This is a genomic window from uncultured Pseudosulfitobacter sp. (assembly GCF_963976325.1).
GTDB lineage: Bacteria > Pseudomonadota > Alphaproteobacteria > Rhodobacterales > Rhodobacteraceae > Pseudosulfitobacter.
The window spans coordinates 131204-150270 of record NZ_CAXBJW010000004.1; the positions used below are offsets into that span (position 1 = coordinate 131204).

The following is a 19067-nucleotide window of genomic DNA, read 5'->3' on the forward strand; positions in this document are numbered from 1 at the left end:
GGTCACAAGGGTGACCATCATGTTGATCCGACTGCTGACAGCTTTGACACTGATGACAGGGACGGCGCAGGCCCAGGCCCAGGCCACGCGCACGCCCAGCCATTGCATCGCGTTGGCGGATGCCATTGACGGCGCGGCCTTCGTCCAGATGGCCAGCTATGACGCCGATGTGCCGAACGAGACGGTGCTGATCCACTATATCGACCACGCCAGTTTTCTGATCCGCAGCCACGGCGGGCTGAACATGGTCACCGATTTCACCGGCTACATTGGCAACGTGCCGATGATCCCCGACGTTGTCACGATGAACCACGCTCACGACACCCATTGGACGGCGTTTCCAGATCCGGCCATCGCCCACACCCTGAACGGCTGGGGGCCCTTCGGGGTGGGGATCGACCATCACGTCGATCTGGGCGAAGTGCTGGTGCGCAATGTGTCGACCGACATCCGCAGCCAGTATGGTGGCAGCGAACCCAAGGGCAATTCGATCTTTGTGTTCGAGATGGCAGGCCTGTGCATTGGCCATCTGGGGCATTTGCACCACGAACCGGACGCCGCGCAATATGCGGCGATTGGGCGGCTGGATGTGGTGATGGCACCGATTGACGGCGGCATGACGCTGGACCTGCCCACGATGACCCGCGTGCTGAAGCGGCTGAAGTCGTCGGTGGTGCTGCCGATGCATTGGTTCTCGGACTATACGCTGGATGATTTTCTGACCGGCATGGCGGATGAATTCGCCGTGGTCGAGGTGGGTGGCCCCGCCTTGCAGGTGTCGCGCGACCGCCTGCCGTCACGGCCCACCATCATGGTGCTGCGCCCGGAATGGTTGCGCCGCTAGGGGCTTGCCATTGCGCCGCTGTGGCAGGATGGTGCGGCCATGACATTGACCTCACTCACTGCCCAGACCGAAGCGCTGCTGACCGCTGCCTTGCCCGCCGACCGCTTTCGCCGCGCCGAAAGCCGCTATCTGGAAGAACCGCGCGGGCGGTATCAGGGGCAAGACACCCTTTTGGCCCTGCCGCGCAGCGCTGACGAGGTGGCTGTGATTGTGCGCCTGTGCGCCCAGCACCGCATCGGGATCGTCCCCTATGGTGGCGGCACGGGGCTGGTCGGCGGGCAGGTTATCGCGGATGGCCCCGTGCCGCTGATCCTGTCGCTTGAGCGGATGAACGCGGTGCGCGCGGTCTACCCGGACGAAAACGTGGCGATTGTCGAGGCAGGTGTGATTCTGGCCGATGTGCAGGCAGCCGCAGCGCAGGCGGGCCGGTTGTTCCCGCTGTCGCTGGCTGCCGAAGGCACCGCGCGGATCGGTGGCAACCTGAGCACCAATGCAGGCGGCACCGGCGTGCTGCGCTATGGCAATGCGCGCGATCTGTGTCTGGGGCTTGAGGCGGTGCTGCCCGACGGCAGCATCTGGAACGGGCTAAGCCGCCTGCGCAAGGACAACACCGGTTACGATCTGCGCCACCTGCTGATCGGGGCCGAGGGCACGCTGGGCATCATCACAGCCGCTGCGCTGAAACTGTCGCCACGCCCCGCGCACAGCGGCACCGCGATGCTGGTGGTCGAAAGCCCCGCGGCGGCGTTGAAGCTGCTGACGTTGGGCCGCGAATTGCTGGGCGACGCGATCAGCGCGTTCGAGCTGATGCACCGGCAAGGCATGGATTTCCTGGCCGAAAAGCTGCCCGACGTCCGCCGCCCGTGGGACACGCCGCCCGAATGGTGCGTGCTGGTCGAGGTCGGCCTGTCGGCGGGGCAGAACCCGACCGAGGCGTTGGAGACATTGTTTGTGGCAGGGGCCGAGCAAGCATTGGTCAGCGACGGCATCATCGCCCAATCGCAAGCCCAGTCAGACGACTTCTGGTCCGTGCGCGAACACATCCCCGAAGCCAACCGGCGCATCGGCGCGATCAGCAGTCACGACATTTCGGTGCCGCTGGGCGCACTGGCCGAATTCATCACCCAGGCCAATGCGCGCATCAAGGCCTTGGGCGACTTTCGCATCAACTGCTTTGGCCACGTCGGTGACGGAAATCTGCATTTCAACGTGTTTCCCGTGCAGGGCAAGACCAAGGCGGACCATCTGGCCGAGCGGGACGGGATCAAACAGGCGGTGCACGATCTGGTGCACGAACTGGGTGGATCGGTCAGCGCCGAACACGGCATCGGGCGGCTGAAAGTGGGCGATCTAGAACGCTATGGCGATCCGGTCAAGCTGGCGGCAATGCGCGCGATCAAGGCGGCACTGGACCCTGCGGGGATCATGAACCCGGGTGCCGTGCTGCGCGGGTAGGCACAGGGGCGCTGCCCCTCGGCGCCAGCGCGCCTCACCCCGGAGTTTTGCGGGCAAGATGAAGGGGGCTCAGTCGCCCGCATAGGCGCACAGCGCCTGCACATCCATGCCCATCGCTTCCAGCTTGGCGCGGCCGCCCAGATCGGGCAGGTCGATGATAAAGCTGCACGAGATGATCTTGCCACCCAGACGCTCGATCAGCTTGATCCCCGCCTCGGCGGTGCCGCCGGTGGCCAGCAGGTCGTCAACGATCAGAACGGTTTCGCCGGCTTGAATGGCGTCATCATGGATTTCGACCACCGCCTCGCCGTATTCCAGCGTATAGGCCTGTTCGATGGTGGCGCCGGGCAGCTTGCCCTTTTTGCGGATCGGGACGAACCCCTTGGACAATTGGTGCGCGATGGCACCGCCCAGAATGAAACCGCGGGCTTCCAGTCCCACGACCTTGTCGATTTGCAGCCCTGCATAGGGGTGCAGCATCTGGTCGATGGCCATGCGAAAGCCGCGCGGGTCGGCAAACAGCGTCGTGACATCGCGGAACATGATCCCCTCGTGCGGGAAATCGGGGATGGTGCGGATGTAGTCCTGGACGGTTTTCATGGGGATTTCCGTTGTTAAGGGGATCAGCCCCACAGTGGCGGTCTGTGGACCATAAGCCAGAAGATGGCGATCAGCGCAAGGAAGGCAGGCCAACCAAGGGCAAACCAGATGCGAAAGGCGCGGCGGGCGGCGTCCGGCACCGCCGTCGCGGCGGCGGTCAGGTTGCGGATGCGGATTTGCAAGCCGACAACGGGCACCCATGCGACAAAGGCCACGGCATACAGCGCATAGGTCAGCAAAAGCCACGGCTCGGTCAGGGGATAACCTTGCAGATGGATCAGCCACAGGCCGGTCAGTGGCTGGATCAGCCCAGCGGGGGTTGTGAACAGCCAGTCGGCCACCACCACGCCTGACGCAGTGCGGTGAATCACCACGGGATTGTTGCTGCGCATCGCCCAGACCATCTGGAACGCCGTGCCGATGCTGGTGCCGAACAGCACGGTGGACGACAGGATGTGCAACCATTTGGCGGTCAGGTAGGCGTCCATCAGCGTTCTCTTTCCACAATCGCGGCGATGCCGATCAGGGCCAGCAGCGGGACGTTCTTTAACAGACCACCCAAGGGCAGCAACCATAACGCGGGGTTCAATGCGGTGAAGGCGACGGTATAGGCGGCAATCATCCCAAACTGCACAGCCGTCATCAGCCGTGGCCGCCAACCGCGCAGCAATGCGGCGGCGATGGCCAGATCGGCAAGGCCTCCGGCACGTGCCATCACGATCAAGAGCGTATCGGGCAGGGTCTCTGGCACCAGCGGCAGGAACTGTGCTGCGGGAAGGGTCAGGCCAATCAGACCCGACACCAGCCACAACGCCGCCAGCACCAGCCGCAGCACGGGGCGCATCAGGTACAGGCGTGCGTGCCACAGGTCTTGGGTGCCGCAGGGTTGGGCGTGCAGGATGTCCGAGAAGGCGCGGGGCTGCGGGCCCTCGGTCAGCGCGTGGGGGGCGTGCACGCCTTGGGACAGTTGGTCGACGGCGGTACGAGAGATCGGGCCGAGGCGCATGGCATCCCCCACGGTGCCCATCAGGCGGGCCAGAGGGCGGGGCAGACGCAGGGGGATCGCAGGGCGCAGACCCATCCAGCCGCGCAGGGCGCGCAGCATCTGCTTTTGCGTCACGGTCTCGGGGCCGCCCACCACATGCGGACCAGGCGGCGGCGGGGTCTCAAGGCTGTGCAGCGCAATCGCCGCCAGATCGTCGGCGTGGATCGGGTTGAACGGCTGGTCGCCCTTGCCCACCACCGGCGTCACCAAGGGCAATGCCGCCAGCGCGCGGGCCAGCGACGACCCACCGTAAGAGGTTTGCCCCAGCACCAACCCGGGGCGCAATATGGTGATGGTCTGGGGTGCTGCGGCCTCGCCGTCGCGGCGGTGGCGGGCAAAGGGGGTATCGGCCTCGATCCCGATGGCCGAGATCAAGACACCCCGCGCGCCGGGGTCCAAAGCGGCATAGACGGCCGCAGGGGCCGTTACATGAACCGCATGCAGGGTGGCATCAGGGCCGTTCAGCACACCGGCGGCGTTGATCACATGCACGCCCCCCGCCAGCACCGGCTGCCAGAACGCCGGGTCGTGGGTTGCCGGATCGGTCAGGTCCGCACGCAGGGTGTCGAACCCCATGTGCTTCAATGCTGCCGGATTGCGGGCGTGCGCCGTCACCTGCCAGCCCGCACGGCGGGCGGCAAAAGCGATGTGGCGGCCGATAAATCCATCAGCGCCGAGGATCAGAACGTGTCGGCGCATCTCGCGGACCTTTGGTTAGGACAGAACCCGACCGGCTACGGCATCCAGCTTGGCCACCAGCTCGGGGTCGCGGGCTTCGGGGGCGGTCATGATCGCGTATTCCAGCGCGCGGTCGCAGCCGTGCGGGCAGGGCGCGCGTTCGGCCCCCAACAGCGCGGGCAGGCGCGACACCAGATTGCGGCCCTTGTCGGCGTTGCCGGTCAGGGTGGCGATAATCTGTGTCACGTCCACTTCGCCATGGTCGGGGTGCCAACTGTCATAGTCGGTGATCATCGCAACCGACGCGTAACACAGCTCGGCCTCGCGGGCGAGTTTCGCCTCGGGCATATTGGTCATGCCGATCACGTCCGCCCCCCAGCTTTCGCGGTACATGCGGCTTTCGGCCAGGGTCGAGAACTGCGGCCCTTCCATCGCCAGATAGGTGCCACCACGATGCACATTGATCCCCGCATCGCGCGCCGCTGTTTCGCAGGCGTCGGACAGGCGCGGGCAGGTGGGGTGGGCGACGCTGACGTGGGCGACGCAGCCGGTGCCAAAAAACGTCTTGTCGCGGTTCACGGTGCGGTCGATGAACTGGTCGACGATGACAAAATCACCGGGCGCCATTTCCTCGCGGAACGACCCGCAGGCCGACACGCTGATCACATCGGTGCAGCCGATCCGTTTCAGTGCGTCGATATTGGCGCGGTAGGGGACCGAAGTGGGCGTGTGCACATGACCGCGCCCGTGACGCGGCAGAAACGCCATTTCGACACCGTCCAGCGTGCCGGTCAGGATCTGGTCCGACGGCTTGCCCCAGGGGGTTGCGACCTGAACCCACTTGGCGTCTTTCAGCCCGTCTATGTCGTAAATGCCAGAGCCGCCGATGACGGCGATGCGGGTTGGGGTCATGGAAGCGGCCTTTGTTCAGGAGGTGCGATGGGCCGCAGACTAACGTGTCGGGGAGGGGCTGCAAGGGGGTGATGTACCTGCAACCGGCCTGACAGGATCGGTCCCCGCTGCTTTACGCAGGCCTAGGCGGCCGGCGCTTTGCCCACCAAAGGCAGCGTAAGGTCCGCAACCAGACCCTCGGCCCGCCAGTCAAAGGTCAGCGTGCCGCCCGAAGCCCTGACCAGCGAGCTGACAATCTTTGAGCCGCTTTCGCGGGTTGGCTGGCTGACGGCGGGGCCGTTTGTTTCTTTCCAACGCAGGTTCAGGGCCGCGGGGTCGTTGGTGTCCCATGTCAGGTCGACGACACCCTGTTCAACGCTCAGGCTGCCGTGTTTCACCGCATTGGTCGCAAGTTCGTGCAACAAAAGCGTGATCACGGTCATGTATTGGTCGGGGACAATGACGGTGTCACCGTTAACGCGGACCTGTTCTTCGCCCAGCGGCGCATAGGCGACCAAAAGCATCTTGGCCAGTTCATCCAGATGCAGAACCTTGGGTTCGTCGTGGGAGAATGTGGCAAAGTGGGCCTGGCCCAATGCGCGCAAGCGCTCGGCAATCCGTTTGCTGTATTCGGCGGTATTGGTGGCCGACCGGCCTGTCATCTCGATCACGACGGTCATTACGTTGACGATGTTCTTCAACCGGTGCAGCAGCTCGTTGGTTTTCAACGCGGCCATCTGGCGTTCTTTTTCCCGCGCGGTCGACACGTCCATCTGCGAACCGAAGTGAAAAATCAGGTTGCCAGCGTCGTCGAAGACGGGGCCAATCTGAAGGGCATTGATGAATTTCTCGCCCGACTTGCGATAATTCACAATCTCGACCATCGTCACACTGTCCGTGCGCAGGGCCTCTTGGATCTGTTCGACACTTTCCTGTGTCGTTTCGGGGCCTTGCAGAAAACGGCAGTTCTTTCCGATAAAATCCTCTTCCGCATATCCGGTCAGATCGGCGAATGCAGGATTGGCAAAGACGATGGGTTCGTCCGGTTTCGACGGATCGGTGATGCACAGCGGCAGGCGGCTGTGACGGATCGCATGGGCAAAAACGGCGTTGCTGCGCAGGTTTTCGGCGGAAAGAAGGGTCGAGGGCAGAATTTCAGAGTCGTCGGCTGACATGTAGCAGGTCCACTAGATCAATAATAATTTGCGACCAATGCCGCGCCGCATTCTAATATGATGCACCAGAACAAGGAATCAAGCGGCGGGGCCCTGACCTTGTGCAAGGCGCCGTGCAGAATTGCCGGTTGCTTGTTGGCAAGACAGGGTTCTTGCGTCGCGCGGCGCCCCCGAAGTTGGCAGGGGCAGCTTTGGACCCTCTGCTGCCTGCGGATTATACAAATCAGGGCCAAAGCTCTGAATCTCGCCTTTGCAGGCCATCGCCAAACAGCATTGTCTCTGGCCCCTCGGGGCTGTTGCCGTTAGAGGGGGCCTTTAACATTGGCGACATATTCGCAACGTACAGGACACTCATGGCTTTGATCTCGAACCTTATCCACACCCGTTTCGGCGATTTTCGCGTGTCGCCCGGTGACACCGAACTGGACGGGCGGCAGTGGAAGACCGAAATTCTTTCGGGTCTGACCGTCGCCCTGGCATTGGTGCCCGAGGCGGTGGCCTTTGCCTTTGTTGCGGGCGTGAACCCTCTGGTCGGGCTGTATGCGGCGTTTATCGTGGGGCTGATCACCGCGATTATGGGCGGGCGTCCGGGGATGATCTCGGGGGCCACGGGGGCGCTGGCGGTTGTGATGGTCGCCTTGGTGGCGCAGCACGGGGTTGAATATCTGTTTGCCACTGTCGTCCTGATGGGGTTGTTCCAGATTTTTGCCGGCGTGATGCAATGGGGCAAGTTCATGCGCCTGGTGCCGCATCCGGTCATGCTGGGCTTTGTTAACGGTTTGGCGATCGTGATTTTCCTTGCGCAGATGAGCCAGTTCAAGGTGCCGGGCACCATGGTCGACACTGGCCACGGTGTCAGCGGCGGGGTCTGGTTGTCAGGTCCGCCATTGATGATCATGCTGGCGCTGGTCGCCGCCACAATGGCGATTATCTGGGTCATGCCGCGCCTGACGCGGGCGATACCGGCGCCGTTGGCGGGGATCGGGATCGTGGCGGCTGTGGTCATCGGGTTTGGTCTGGACGTGCCGCGGGTCGGCGATCTGGCCAGCATCAAGGGCGGCTTTCCGTCGTTTCACATTCCGATGGTGCCGCTGAACTGGGAAACCTTTGAGATCATCTTGCCCTATGCGGTCATTCTGGCGGCCATCGGCCTGATCGAAAGCCTGCTGACGCTGAACCTGGTGGGCGACATGACCGGACGACGCGGGGGTGCCAGCCAGGAGTGTATCGCCCAAGGCGTGGCCAACACCGTGACCGGCTTTTTCGGCGGTATGGGCGGCTGTGCGATGATCGGCCAGTCGATGATCAACGTCAAATCCGGCGGGCGCACGCGGGTCGCGGGGATCACGGCGGCGCTGTTCCTGCTGGCCTTTATCCTGGTTGGATCGAGCGTGATCGAGCTGATCCCGCTGGCGGCACTTGTGGGCGTGATGTTCATGGTGGTGATCGGAACCTTTGCCTGGAACTCGTTGATGATCCTGCGCAAGGTGCCTTTGATGGATGCCTTTGTGATCGTGCTGGTGACCGTTGTGACGGTGATGGAAGACCTTGCCGTTGCGGTGGTTGTCGGCGTGATCGTCAGCGCGCTGGCCTATGCGTGGAACAACGCGCGCCGCATCCATGCGCAGATCGAAAACGCATCGGACGGGTCCAAAATCTACAAGGTTCAGGGGCCGCTGTTCTTCGGCTCGACCGACGGGTTCATGGAGATGTTCGACGTGGAAACCGACCCGCTGAGCGTCACCGTGGACTTTGCCGGCAGCCGCGTGGTGGACCAGTCGGCCTTGCAGGCGATTGAGACGCTGGCGGGCAAATACGAAGAGCTGGGCAAGCGCATCCAGTTGCGGCACCTGTCGCGCGACTGTCACGCGTTGCTGTCCAAGGCGGGGCATCTGGTGATCGACAGCGACGACGACCCCGATTACGCGGTTGCGGCCAACTACGGCGTGCGCACGGGGATTCTGGGCGGTCACTGAAGGCTGAGAGCGGTCAGGGGGCTGTCTGCCCCCCGGCGCTGACGCGCCGTCCCCCGAGGATATTTCAGGCCAAAAGAATGTGGTTTGGAAATTGGAAAAGGCGGCCAGCGGGGCCGCCTTTTGCTTGTCGGATCAGAAGAAAGTGAAGTTCACATCGTCGCCCAGTTGCTCTGCGGTGACACCGACAACCAGCAGCGTGTTGTCGTCATATGTCAGAAGCGCGCCCTCTGCGGTGTCGATGATCGTGGACCCTTCGAGCACCTCGGCATCGACGCTGAGGAAGTCGACGCCCAGTTCGTAGTCGTAGATGATGTCGGCGTCGCCCGACGACACCGCGCTGCTGAAGACAAAGGTGTCGGCGCCATCCGCGCCGCGCAGTTTGTCATCACCCGAACCGCCGTCCAGCGTGTCATTGCCCGCGCCGCCGTTCAGGTTGTCGCGTCCCTTGCCGCCAGACAGGTCGTCGTCGCCAGTGCCACCGCGCAGCAGGTCGCGGCCCTTGGAGCCTTTGATCTCGTCGTCGCCCTTGTCACCGTACAGGCGGTCGTTGTCATTGCCGCCGTCGATGGTGTCGCTGCCTGCGCCGCCAAAGACCGTGTCCTTGCCGTCAGACGCGAACAGGTCATCGGAACCGCCGCGCAGGTCAAAGTAGTCGTCACCCGTCAGGTGGATTTTAACGTTGTCTTTGCTGCGCGTTTGGGATGTCAGGATGTCATCGTTGTCATTTGCATAGATGGTCCAGTCGCGATTCAGCAGCAGGTTTTCCACCGAGTCAGTGGTAAAGCCGTTCTCCTCTTGCTCGAACGCGTCTTGCATTTCCGTAACGGTCAGATTGACGTCGTCCCAGGTCAGCACGTCACCGTTGGTAAAGCTGTAGACCATTTGGTCCATATCCCCATAGACGTAGTCGCCGTTCATGGAGAAGTTCGTGCCGTTGATTGTGATCGTCCCAAACGTCGTCGTGACGAGCAGCTGCGTCGTGCTGAACCCGATGATTGCGGAGCCGTCTGCATAGAGGTCGTCAATGATCTGGAAGAATGTGGTCGCGACGTTGTTGATCTCCGAAGAGAGCGTCAATGTGGACATGCCTAAGCCTTTGTAAAATGTGTGAATGTTTTTGCAAAATAGGTAGGCAGAAGCTGGGGCATCAACCAATATTTGGTCAACGCTCAGAACCGCGCCAAAGTGTTGCGGATCGCACACGGCTCAAAGGTGGCATGGGCGACCCCGGCGGGGCCGCCTTTGTCGTGAAAATTACAAGATTTGCAGGTTGGGATCTTCGTTCAGCTGGGCTGCTGTTACGCCAATGACCAGAATCTGATTGTCCTCATAGGCGATTACCGCGCCATCAAGGGTGTCCGTAATTGTCACGGACCCGGGATCGCTTGCGTCAAGGATAAGGAAATCGGTGCCCAGCTCGTAGTCATAGATGATGTCTGAATCACCCGAGGACACGGCGCTGTTGAACACAAACGTATCCGCACCGTTCGAGCCGCGCAGTTTGTCATCACCCGAACCGCCGTCCAGCGTGTCATTGCCCGCGCCGCCGTTCAGGTTGTCGCGTCCCTTGCCGCCAGACAGGTCGTCGTCACCAGTGCCGCCACGCAGCAGGTCGCGGCCCTTGGACCCTCTGATCTCGTCGTCGCCCTTTTCACCATACAGGCGGTCGTTGTCATTCCCGCCGTCAATAGTGTCGCTGCCTGCGCCGCCAAAGACCGTGTCCTTGCCGTCAGAAGCGAACAGGTCATCGGCACCGCCGCGCAGGTCAAAGTAATTGTCGCCGGTCAAATGAAGCTTGATTCCGTCGGCGCTGGTGGTTTTTGAATTCAGGATGTCGTCACTGTCGTTGAACGTTATGTCCCAGGCCAACGGCAACAGCAGGTTTTCGACGGCGTCGATCTGCGGGGTTACCGGGTTTTCTTCGGCGTCATAGGCGGCGACGATGTCCTGCACCAGCAGGCCGATGTCGGTCCAGTCTATCGTTTCTCCGTTGGTAAAGGCAAAGCTCATCGAGTCCAGGTTGCCGAAATACCCCGACCCATTCGCGCCAAATCCCGTGCCGCTTAATGTGACGACGGCGCCCGCCGTGGTGATTGTCACTTCGGTCGTGCTGAAGCTGGTTACCGTGCCTTCGAGAAAGGCGTCATCAAGAGCGCCATAAAACACGCTTACAAGGCTGGTAATGCCGTCGGAAATCACGAGTTGGGTCATGCAAAGAACTCCCTTGGATTAATGCATATGGGGCAAAGCCCGAAATGACCCGCCCATATGTCTGGCCGGGTGGTGTCAAAATGGCAGCCCTTAAAATGACCGGCGAAAATGGCGGCCAAAGCGATGGGGTACATACGCTGGTTTGTTCATGCAGAACCCTGCAAGACCAAAGGTCGCGGGGTCAAGCAACAGTGCCTTTGAAAGGCCTCAAAGGGTGTATTTTCAACTTCAGGGTGTGAATTGTCGCGCGACCCCCACACGGTTCAATCGTCGGGGCGGGTCAGTTCGAACAGATCCTTGATCACGGTATAATCGCGATAGCCCAGCCGGGACAGCGGTTGATAGGTTGTAATATCAAACCGGCCATCCACGATGGTGTCGTCGCGCATGTGCACGCCTGTGACTTCGCCAAAGACGACATAGTTGGACGCGCCTTCGATCTGCACGATCTGGGTGACCTTGCATTCCAGCGCCGCAGGTGCGCCGCCGACGCGTGGGCAGTCTATCGTCTCGCAGCGTTCGGCGGTGATACCGGCCTTGGCGAATTCGTCGGTGCCTTTGGGGAATGTTGCGGACGAGGCATTCATCGCATCGCGGGCGGCGGATTCGACGATGTTGACGCAGAACACGCCGGTTTCACGAATATTGGCGACGCTGTCCTTGGTGTTGTCCTGATCGTCCTTGACGCCGGTCGAGGCGAACATGACCTGTGGCGGCACGTAGGCCACGCCGTTGAAGAACGAATAGGGCGCCAGATTGGGTACACCGTCCGCATCTTGCGTCGAAATCCAGCCGATGGGGCGGGGGGTGACGATGGCGTTGAACGGGTTGTGCGGCAGCGGGTGTCCGTCGGCGGGGCGGTAAAACATGTGCGTGGCCTTTCAGTTCGGTTTGGCAAAGGGTTAGCTGCATGATAGGGCAAAGGCCAGACGGAACCAGCCAAGTAAGACCTGCCGCCGATGTACGCCCTGACGCCCGAGACCCGCGATGATTGGTGGGAAGTCGAAGCTTTGTACGACCTGTGCTTTGCGCCGGGCCGCGAGGCGCTGTCGTCCTATCGTTTGCGCGACGGTATCGCACCGGTTGCCGGGCTAAGCCACGTGGCGCGCGACCGTGACGGCATTCTGGGCGGTGCCATCCGCTATTGGCCTGTGCGTGTGGCCGGGTCGGATGTGCTGTTGCTGGGCCCTGTGGCCGTGCACCCGACGCGGCAGGGCGAAGGGCTGGGCGGGCTGTTGATGCATGTGTCACTGCAAGTGGCCGCCGAAATGGGCTGGGCTCGGGTGATGCTGGTGGGCGATGCGCCCTATTACCAGCGTTTCGGGTTTACCCGTCTGGATCATGTGGTCATGCCGCCGCCCACCAACCCCGAACGGGTGCTTGGCCGTGCGCTGGTGACAGGCGCCTGGGACCGGATCGAGGGCGATGTCAGGCGCTGGGACGCTGCCGATTGATCGCCGGCATTGATTTTTGCGCAATCCACACCGATCTATCAGTGCAGGAGGACTGCACATGAGCGAAGTGACCTTTCCTGAACACACCGGACTGGCCGTGCTGGACCTGGAAGCCGAACTGGACCGGCTTGCCGTGCGCTATCGCAAGGCGGGCGGCTTGGGCATTGATCTGCTGAACGCCATCGGTGCGCGCGCCGACGGGTTGCTGGGGCGGTTGCCCGGCGATGTGCGGCAGCGGCTGGAAGGGGCGACCGTCATGGCGCTGACCCAGGCGATGAAAGCAGCCAGCGGATCGCGCAAGATGGTCAAGGACCAGTCCAATTGGGTGAACCGCACCGTCAGCGCCGCGATGGGTGCGGCTGGCGGTTTTGGCGGCCTGCCCACGGCGCTGGCCGAGCTGCCGGTGACCACCACGCTGTTGCTGCGGGTGATCGAGGGCGAGGCGCACAAGCTGGGCTTTGACACCAGCGCCGATAATGTTCGGTTCGACTGCGTGCAGGTCTTTGCCGCTGCGGGGCCGCTTGCTGAAGATGACGGGGCGGACATTGCGTTTTTATCCGCGCGCGTGGCGCTCAGCGGGGCCGCGATGCAGACGCTGATTGCCCGGGTCGCGCCCAAGCTGGCGGTGGTCTTGGGGCAGAAACTGGCGGCGCAGACGGTGCCGGTTTTGGGTGCTGTGGCGGGGGCTGCGGTGAACTACGCCTACACCAGCTATTACGCCGAGATGGCGCATATCCATTTCGCGCTGCGCAAGCTGGCGATTGATGCCGACACCCCGCGAGAGGTCTTGGTCGCCAAGTTGAAAGAACGTCTTGAGCGGGGCAAGGGCGTCAGGGTTTGACCCTTAGGGCAGGTGATGCCCGATAGACGACTGCGCCACCGACGTTGCCTTGAGCACGGCAAAGCAGTTCATGCCCACGTGCAGCCCAAGATCCCGCGCCGACCGTGCGGTGATCCGCGCCAGCAGGGCGTCGCCTGCGGCGTCCAGCGCGATGGCGGCCCCCGGCCCGTCGCCCATCTGCACGGCCGTCACCGTCACCGGCAGGATATTGACCGAGCTGAGCCCCGTGGGCCGCGCGCGTGCGACAATCACGTCGCCCGCCCGAATGCGCACCCGGATGCTGTCGCCCACATGGGCCTGTACACCGGGCAAATAAATATCACCCGCCGCGATGCGCAACGTGGTCAGCCCGTCGTCGGCGTGATGGGTCACCGTGGCGTCGATCACCGCACCCGCCTCGCGCACGCCCAGCAGCGGCACCAGCGCTGGATCGGACAGCAGCGCGCGGATCGGTCCCGCCGCTTGGACCGCGCCATCTGACAACAGCACCAGCGTATCGGCCAGCCGCGCGATTTCGTCCAGCGCGTGCGACACGTAGAGGATCGGCAGATGATACGCGGTTTTGAGCCGCTCCAGATAGGGCAGGATGTCGGCCTTGCGCGACGCATCAAGAGCTGCCAGCGGTTCGTCCATCAACAGCATCTCGGGGCGCGACAGCAGGGCACGTCCGATGGCAACCCGCTGGGTTTCACCGCCAGACAGGTGGCGCGGACGGCGGTCCAGCAGGGGGCCAAGGCCCAGCAGGTCGATCACATCGTCGCGTGACATGGCGGTGCCGCCAGCGGGCGCATACCGCGTTCCATAGTCCAGATTGCCAGCGACACTCAGATGCGGAAACAGCCGCGCGTCCTGAAAGACATAGCCCAACCGGCGCTGGTGCGGCGGCAGGCATATGCCCGCGTTCCGGTCCAACAGCACGCGCCCCTTCAGCGTGATCCGCCCCGCATCAGGACGCAGCAGCCCTGCCACAGCGTTCACAAGGGTCGTCTTGCCGGCGCCCGAGCGTCCGAACAGGGCCGTGACACCCGCAGGTGCCTGAAACGCGGCATTCAGGGTGAAACCGTCGAAGCGGTGGCAGATGTCGACGCTCAGGCTCATGCGGCACCGATCCGCGCGGCGATGCGCCGCGACAGCCATTCGGACACCACCACCGCCGCCACCGCGATGGCACAGGCGATCAGGGTCAGTTGCGCGGCGCGGGCCTCGCCCCCCGGGACTTGCAGATAGCTGTAGATCGCCGAAGGCAGGGTTTGCGTCTGGCCGGGAATGGCGGCGACAAAGGTGATGGTCGCGCCGAATTCGCCCAAGGCTTTGGCAAATCCCATGACCGCGCCTGCAAGGATGCCCGGTGCGATCAGCGGCAGGGTGACGGTTGCGAAAACAGCATAACGCGGGGCCCCCAGCGTGGCGGCGGCGGCCTCGATGCGCGGGTCCACCGCCTCGATCGCCAACCGCATGGCGCGCACCATCAGCGGAAAGCCCATGACCATTGCAGCCAGCACCGCACCGGTCCAGCGAAACGCCAGTACCAACCCCAGCGTCTGTTCCAGAAACCGGCCCAGGGGTGCCGTGCGGCCAAAGGACAACAGCAGCAAATAGCCGGTGACCACAGGTGGCAGCACCAGCGGCAGGTGAATCGCGGCGCTCAGCAGGTCCTTGCCCCGAAAATCACGCCGTGCCAGCAACCACGCACAGCACAACGCCAGCGGCAGCCCGATCAACGTCGCAGTGCCCGAAACCAGCAGTGACAGCCGCAGTGCTTCGTATCCGGCGGCATCCATCAGGGCAGGCCAAAGCCGTATTGCTTGAAAATCTCGGCGGCTTGCGGGCTGCGCAGAATGTCCATGAACTGCGCGCCTTCGGGGCTGAGCGCTACCGCCGGATAGGTGATTGGCGGGTGCTGGTCGTCGGGAATGTGCCACAGCACCGTGACCTTGGGGTCCGCCAGCGCGTCCGAGCCATAGACAACACCCAACGGCGCATCGCCGCGTGCAACCAGCGCCAGCGCGGCGCGGACGTTCTCGACCTCGGCCAGATGCGGCACAAGCCTGTCCCACGCGCCGATATGTTCCAGCCACGCGCGGGCGTAGATGCCCGCAGGCACCGCCTGACGCTGGCCGATGGCAAGCCGCCTGTCACCAAGGCGTGCCAGCAGGGCATCGGCGTCGGGATCGTGCAGGGCGGGGCCATCGTGACCGATCAGCACCAGCGTGTTGGTCAACAGCGTCACCGGCAGGTCGGCGGCGACAATGCCCTGATCTTGCAGCCAGACCATCCACTGCGGATTGGCCAGCACAACCACGTCCGCAGGCGCGCCCTGGGCCACCTGCCGTGCCATTGCACCGGAGCCGCCATATGAAATCGCGACCGGCGTGTCGTTTAGGGCGGCAACCTCGTCCAATGCGCCGCGCAGGCTGGCAGCGGCAAAGACAATCAAATCACGCGCCAGAACGGGCGCGCCGGCAACGCAGATCAGCGTCGCAGCCAAGACCATGATTTTACGAACAGCTTTTCCCATCAAACAGCAGTATTTACCCGCTGCCACGCGGCCACAAGCCCCTTCTTCTCAGCGGCGCTGTTGCGAAAACTCCGTTTTCTTTACTAAAACTTCGTAAAAAATTGGCTAGTGTCTGGCATCGCCCTAAAATCAATGCATTGTAAAAGCCAGTGCGTTGTATTTGTACCAATCGCTTCGAGGATTTCGATGACCGCTCCGATGATCAAGCAACTGCCCATCACGGTGAACAGTGCGCGCAAAACCGATGTGCGCACCCAGTTTGCCGCGCTGTGCTGGCGCGTGATGGACGGAAAGGTGCAGATATTGCTGATCACCTCGCGCGGGTCGGGCCGTTGGATCGTGCCCAAGGGCTGGCCGATGGACGGCCAAACCCCGGGCGAGGCGGCGCTGACCGAAGCCTGGGAAGAGGCGGGCGTTCTGGGCAAGGTCGACTGGCGGCCCGTGGGGCTGTATTCTTACAGCAAGTCGGTCGATGACGACAGCGATATGCCCTGCGTGGCAATGGTTTACCCCGTGCGGGTCAAATCGCTGGCCAAAACCTTCCCCGAAGCGTTGGAACGCAAACGCCGCTGGGTGGGGCGCAAAAAAGCCGCGCGTTTGGTCGAGGAACCGGAACTGGCCCAGATTATTCGGGACTTCGACCCCAAGATTTTGACCTAAGAGCCGGACACGACCCCTGCCGCTTGACGCGGCAGCTTTCGTGTATATCTCGGATGTGTCGTCCGCCGCTGGAGCTGTTATGATCCGCTACGCTTTGAAATGTGATCGGGGCCATGCTTTTGAAAGCTGGTTCAAATCCGCAGAAGCTTTTGACGCCCTGCGCGGCGCGGGTCATGTGAATTGCGCCGTATGTGGCAGCGCATCGGTGGACAAGGCGGTGATGGCACCGCGTGTATCGTCGGCCCGTGATGCTGCCGCCACAGCCGAAGCAGAGGCCGCGCGCAACGCCAAGGCCGCCGAGGTCAAGGCCGCATTGGCGCAGATGCGCAAACACGTTGAAACGCATTCGACCTACGTCGGTGGCAACTTTGCCCGCGAGGCGCGGGCGATGCATCTGGGCGACGCCCCTGAACGCGCCATTCATGGCGAGGCAAAACCCGATGAGGCCAAAGCGCTGATCGAGGATGGTGTGCCGGTGATGCCGCTGCCCTTCCTGCCCAAATCAAAGGTAAACTGACCCATGAGAATTGTGATTACGGGTGCCACACGTGGCATCGGTGCGGGCCTTGCCGCGCAGTATCGGGCCGCGGGCCATCAGGTGACCGGAACGGGGCGCGGTGACGGGGCCGACGTGGCGATGGACGTGACGCAGCCTGCGGATTTTGCCAAGCTGGCTGTGGCACTGGGCGATGATCCTGTCGACCTGCTGGTGTGCAATGCGGGTGTTTACGAGGACAAGGGGCAAAGCCTGGACAGCGGCTATCCCGCCGATATGTGGGCCAACGGTTTCGCGGCCAATGTGACGGGCGTGTTCCAGACGGTGCAGACTCTGCTGCCGAACCTGCGGGCGGCCAAGGGCAAGATCGCCATTATTTCCAGCCAGATGGGGTCCGACACCCGCGCGCCCGGTGGCAGCTATATCTACCGCGCGTCCAAAGCTGCGGCGCTGAACCTGGGGCGCAATCTGGCGACGGACCTTCAGTCCGAGGGGATTGCCGTTGGCATCTATCATCCGGGTTGGGTGCAGACAGATATGGGCGGCAGCGGTGCTGCGATCACTGTTGATGAAAGCGTTGCGGGTCTGAGCGCGCGGTTTGCCGATCTGGACATTGGAACGACCGGCGCGTTCCTGACCTATGACGGGCAGGTCCACCCGTTCTGACCGCTTGCGGCAAGCGTGGTTCGGGGGCTGTCTGCCCCCCGACGCTGGCGCGCCGTCCCCCGAGGATTTATCGAACCTCAGAAGTGGAATGGGCATTTGATGCCTTGACGCTTGTCATTGGTGTTCGCGGCGCGTAGGGAAGCCTCGGATTTTGAGGTGAGGACATCATGCCCGTTCTGGTGATGAAATTTGGCGGCACATCCGTGGCCACCCTTGACCGCATCCGCCGTGCCGCGAAACGCGTGGGCGTGGAAGTGGCCAAAGGCTATGATGTGATCGTGATTGTCTCGGCGATGTCGGGCAAGACCAACGAGCTGGTCGGCTGGGTCAACGAAACCTCGCCGATGTATGACGCGCGCGAATATGATGCGGTCGTGTCCAGCGGCGAGAATGTGACCGCCGGTCTGATGGCGTTGACCTTGCAGGAAATGGACGTGCCCGCGCGGTCCTGGCAGGGCTGGCAGGTGCCGGTGAAAACCACCAGCGCCCATTCCTCGGCGCGGATCGAGGAAATTCCCAGCGACAACATCATGGCCAAGTTTCAGCAAGGTATGCGTGTGGCCGTGGTCGCAGGCTTTCAGGGCGTCAGCCCCGAAGGGCGCATCACCACGCTGGGCCGGGGTGGCAGTGACACCACCGCCGTCGCTTTTGCGGCAGCCTTCAATGCCGAACGCTGCGATATTTATACCGACGTGGACGGGGTTTACACCACCGACCCGCGGGTCAGCGCCAAGGCGCGCAAACTGGACAAGATCGCGTTCGAAGAGATGCTGGAGCTGGCATCGCTGGGCGCAAAAGTGTTGCAAACCCGCTCGGTCGAGCTGGCGATGCGGTATAAGGTCAAGCTGCGCGTGCTCAGCAGTTTCGAGGAACAATCGGACACAGCCGGTACGCTGGTCTGTGACGAGGAGGAAATCATGGAAAGCAATGTTGTAGCCGGTGTCGCATTCAGCCGCGACGAAGCGAAAATGACCCTTGTGTCGGTGGCCGACCGCCCCGGCATCGCCGCCACAATCTTTACCGCGCTCAGCGAAGCGGGCGTGAACGTGGACATGATTGTGCAGAACATCGCCGAAGAGGGCCGCACCGACATGACGTGGTCGTGCCCCAACGATCAGGTCAAACGCGCCGAAAAGGCGATGGAAGAGGCCAAGCAGTCCGGCGTGATCAATTTTGACGAGATGATCGCCGATTTGGACGTGGCCAAGGTCAGCGTCGTTGGCATTGGTATGCGCAGCCACACCGGCGTGGCAGCCAAGATGTTCCGCGTGCTGTCCAACGAGGGCATCAACATCAAGGTCATCACCACATCCGAGATCAAGATCAGCGTGCTGATCGACCGCAAGTACATGGAACTGGCGGTTCAGGCGCTGCACGACGCATTTGAGCTGGAAAAAGCCGCTTAATCTCAGGGCACTACGCCTTGGGCCGCCTGCACTTAGGGCAGCCCTTGCGACATTCCGCAAAGGCATGTGGCAAATCCGCGGCTGGGGCGCAAAACCCGTTTCTTCTTGGCGTTCGGTATGATCTAAGCTGATACCGGACACCAAGGGGGGC

At 62.7% G+C, this 19067-nt stretch carries 20 protein-coding genes; 9 read left to right on the forward strand and 11 right to left on the reverse strand.

The genetic code is table 11. The features are described from left to right. The first annotated feature begins 19 nt into the window (after positions 1 to 19). Positions 20 to 844 (forward strand): MBL fold metallo-hydrolase, encoded by an 825-nt coding sequence (locus tag AAC077_RS13745; protein ID WP_339770526.1) that lies wholly within the window; start codon positions 20 to 22, stop codon positions 842 to 844. A gap of 39 nt (positions 845 to 883) precedes the next feature. Next, positions 884 to 2299, forward strand: coding sequence for an FAD-binding oxidoreductase (locus tag AAC077_RS13750; protein WP_339770528.1), 1416 nt, complete (start codon positions 884 to 886; stop codon positions 2297 to 2299). Positions 2300 to 2368: 69 nt separating this feature from the next. On the opposite strand, the gene AAC077_RS13755 is transcribed toward AAC077_RS13750, so the two are convergent. The 5 genes from AAC077_RS13755 to AAC077_RS13775 all read right to left on the reverse strand — a co-directional run bounded on the left by AAC077_RS13755 (position 2369) and on the right by AAC077_RS13775 (position 6688). Further along, complete coding sequence (locus tag AAC077_RS13755; RefSeq protein WP_339770530.1) at positions 2369 to 2899, reverse strand: adenine phosphoribosyltransferase; 531 nt, start codon at positions 2897 to 2899, stop codon at positions 2369 to 2371. A gap of 23 nt (positions 2900 to 2922) precedes the next feature. Further along, the gene (locus AAC077_RS13760; protein WP_339770532.1) at positions 2923 to 3387 is read right to left on the reverse strand and encodes a DUF2269 domain-containing protein; all 465 of its coding nucleotides are present in this window, start codon (positions 3385 to 3387) and stop codon (positions 2923 to 2925) included. Continuing rightward, the gene (locus tag AAC077_RS13765; RefSeq protein ID WP_339770534.1) at positions 3387 to 4643 is read right to left on the reverse strand and encodes a DoxX-like family protein; all 1257 of its coding nucleotides are present in this window, start codon (positions 4641 to 4643) and stop codon (positions 3387 to 3389) included. The genes AAC077_RS13760 and AAC077_RS13765 overlap by 1 nt, the downstream gene beginning before the upstream one ends. A gap of 15 nt (positions 4644 to 4658) precedes the next feature. Next, positions 4659 to 5534: an S-methyl-5'-thioadenosine phosphorylase gene (locus AAC077_RS13770; protein WP_231033174.1), complete on the reverse strand. Its 876-nt coding sequence runs from the start codon at positions 5532 to 5534 to the stop codon at positions 4659 to 4661. A gap of 122 nt (positions 5535 to 5656) precedes the next feature. Beyond that, positions 5657 to 6688 carry a PAS domain-containing protein gene (locus tag AAC077_RS13775; RefSeq protein ID WP_339770538.1) on the reverse strand — a complete coding sequence of 344 codons (1032 nt, stop codon included), beginning with the start codon at positions 6686 to 6688 and terminating at the stop codon, positions 5657 to 5659. A 353-nt stretch (positions 6689 to 7041) separates the two neighbouring features. Here AAC077_RS13775 and AAC077_RS13780 point away from each other — a divergent pair, with 353 nt between their 5' ends. After that, the gene (locus tag AAC077_RS13780) at positions 7042 to 8664 is read left to right on the forward strand and encodes a SulP family inorganic anion transporter (protein ID WP_339770540.1); all 1623 of its coding nucleotides are present in this window, start codon (positions 7042 to 7044) and stop codon (positions 8662 to 8664) included. Between the two features lie 132 nt (positions 8665 to 8796). Here AAC077_RS13780 and AAC077_RS13785 read toward each other — a convergent pair whose 3' ends face one another. The 3 genes from AAC077_RS13785 to AAC077_RS13795 form a co-directional block, all read right to left on the reverse strand. Then, positions 8797 to 9750 carry a calcium-binding protein gene (locus tag AAC077_RS13785; RefSeq protein ID WP_339770542.1) on the reverse strand — a complete coding sequence of 318 codons (954 nt, stop codon included), beginning with the start codon at positions 9748 to 9750 and terminating at the stop codon, positions 8797 to 8799. 168 nt (positions 9751 to 9918) lie between these two features. Continuing rightward, positions 9919 to 10875, reverse strand: coding sequence for a calcium-binding protein (locus tag AAC077_RS13790; protein ID WP_339770544.1), 957 nt, complete (start codon positions 10873 to 10875; stop codon positions 9919 to 9921). Between the two features lie 263 nt (positions 10876 to 11138). Further along, entirely contained in the window at positions 11139 to 11744 is a 606-nt protein-coding gene (locus AAC077_RS13795; protein ID WP_339770546.1) for a flavin reductase family protein, read from the reverse strand. A gap of 90 nt (positions 11745 to 11834) precedes the next feature. Between AAC077_RS13795 and AAC077_RS13800 the strand changes: the two genes are divergently transcribed. Together AAC077_RS13800 and AAC077_RS13805 are read left to right on the forward strand one after the other, a co-directional pair. Next, the gene (locus tag AAC077_RS13800; RefSeq protein ID WP_339770548.1) at positions 11835 to 12329 is read left to right on the forward strand and encodes an N-acetyltransferase; all 495 of its coding nucleotides are present in this window, start codon (positions 11835 to 11837) and stop codon (positions 12327 to 12329) included. Between the two features lie 58 nt (positions 12330 to 12387). Next, on the forward strand, positions 12388 to 13170 hold the full coding sequence (locus AAC077_RS13805; protein WP_339770549.1) for an EcsC family protein: 783 nt from the start codon (positions 12388 to 12390) through the stop codon (positions 13168 to 13170). Positions 13171 to 13173: 3 nt separating this feature from the next. Here AAC077_RS13805 and modC read toward each other — a convergent pair whose 3' ends face one another. Genes modC through modA form a run of 3 tightly spaced genes read right to left on the reverse strand, consistent with a single transcriptional unit; the run spans position 13174 to position 15664 of the window. Further along, positions 13174 to 14268, reverse strand: a complete 1095-nt coding sequence (modC, locus tag AAC077_RS13810; RefSeq protein WP_339770551.1) for a molybdenum ABC transporter ATP-binding protein — start codon at positions 14266 to 14268, stop codon at positions 13174 to 13176. After that, entirely contained in the window at positions 14265 to 14951 is a 687-nt protein-coding gene (gene modB, locus AAC077_RS13815; protein ID WP_339770553.1) for a molybdate ABC transporter permease subunit, read from the reverse strand. The genes modC and modB overlap by 4 nt, the downstream gene beginning before the upstream one ends. Next, positions 14951 to 15664, reverse strand: coding sequence for a molybdate ABC transporter substrate-binding protein (gene modA, locus AAC077_RS13820; protein ID WP_339770555.1), 714 nt, complete (start codon positions 15662 to 15664; stop codon positions 14951 to 14953). The genes modB and modA overlap by 1 nt, the downstream gene beginning before the upstream one ends. 210 nt (positions 15665 to 15874) lie before the next feature. Between modA and AAC077_RS13825 the strand changes: the two genes are divergently transcribed. The 4 genes from AAC077_RS13825 to AAC077_RS13840 all read left to right on the forward strand — a co-directional run bounded on the left by AAC077_RS13825 (position 15875) and on the right by AAC077_RS13840 (position 18916). Then, positions 15875 to 16348, forward strand: coding sequence for an NUDIX hydrolase (locus tag AAC077_RS13825; RefSeq protein WP_339770557.1), 474 nt, complete (start codon positions 15875 to 15877; stop codon positions 16346 to 16348). A gap of 79 nt (positions 16349 to 16427) precedes the next feature. After that, entirely contained in the window at positions 16428 to 16865 is a 438-nt protein-coding gene (locus tag AAC077_RS13830; RefSeq protein WP_339770559.1) for a DUF1178 family protein, read from the forward strand. A gap of 3 nt (positions 16866 to 16868) precedes the next feature. Then, on the forward strand, positions 16869 to 17510 hold the full coding sequence (locus AAC077_RS13835) for an SDR family NAD(P)-dependent oxidoreductase (protein WP_339770561.1): 642 nt from the start codon (positions 16869 to 16871) through the stop codon (positions 17508 to 17510). A 167-nt stretch (positions 17511 to 17677) separates the two neighbouring features. Then, on the forward strand, positions 17678 to 18916 hold the full coding sequence (locus AAC077_RS13840) for an aspartate kinase (RefSeq protein WP_339770563.1): 1239 nt from the start codon (positions 17678 to 17680) through the stop codon (positions 18914 to 18916). The last annotated feature ends 151 nt before the right edge of the window (positions 18917 to 19067 follow it).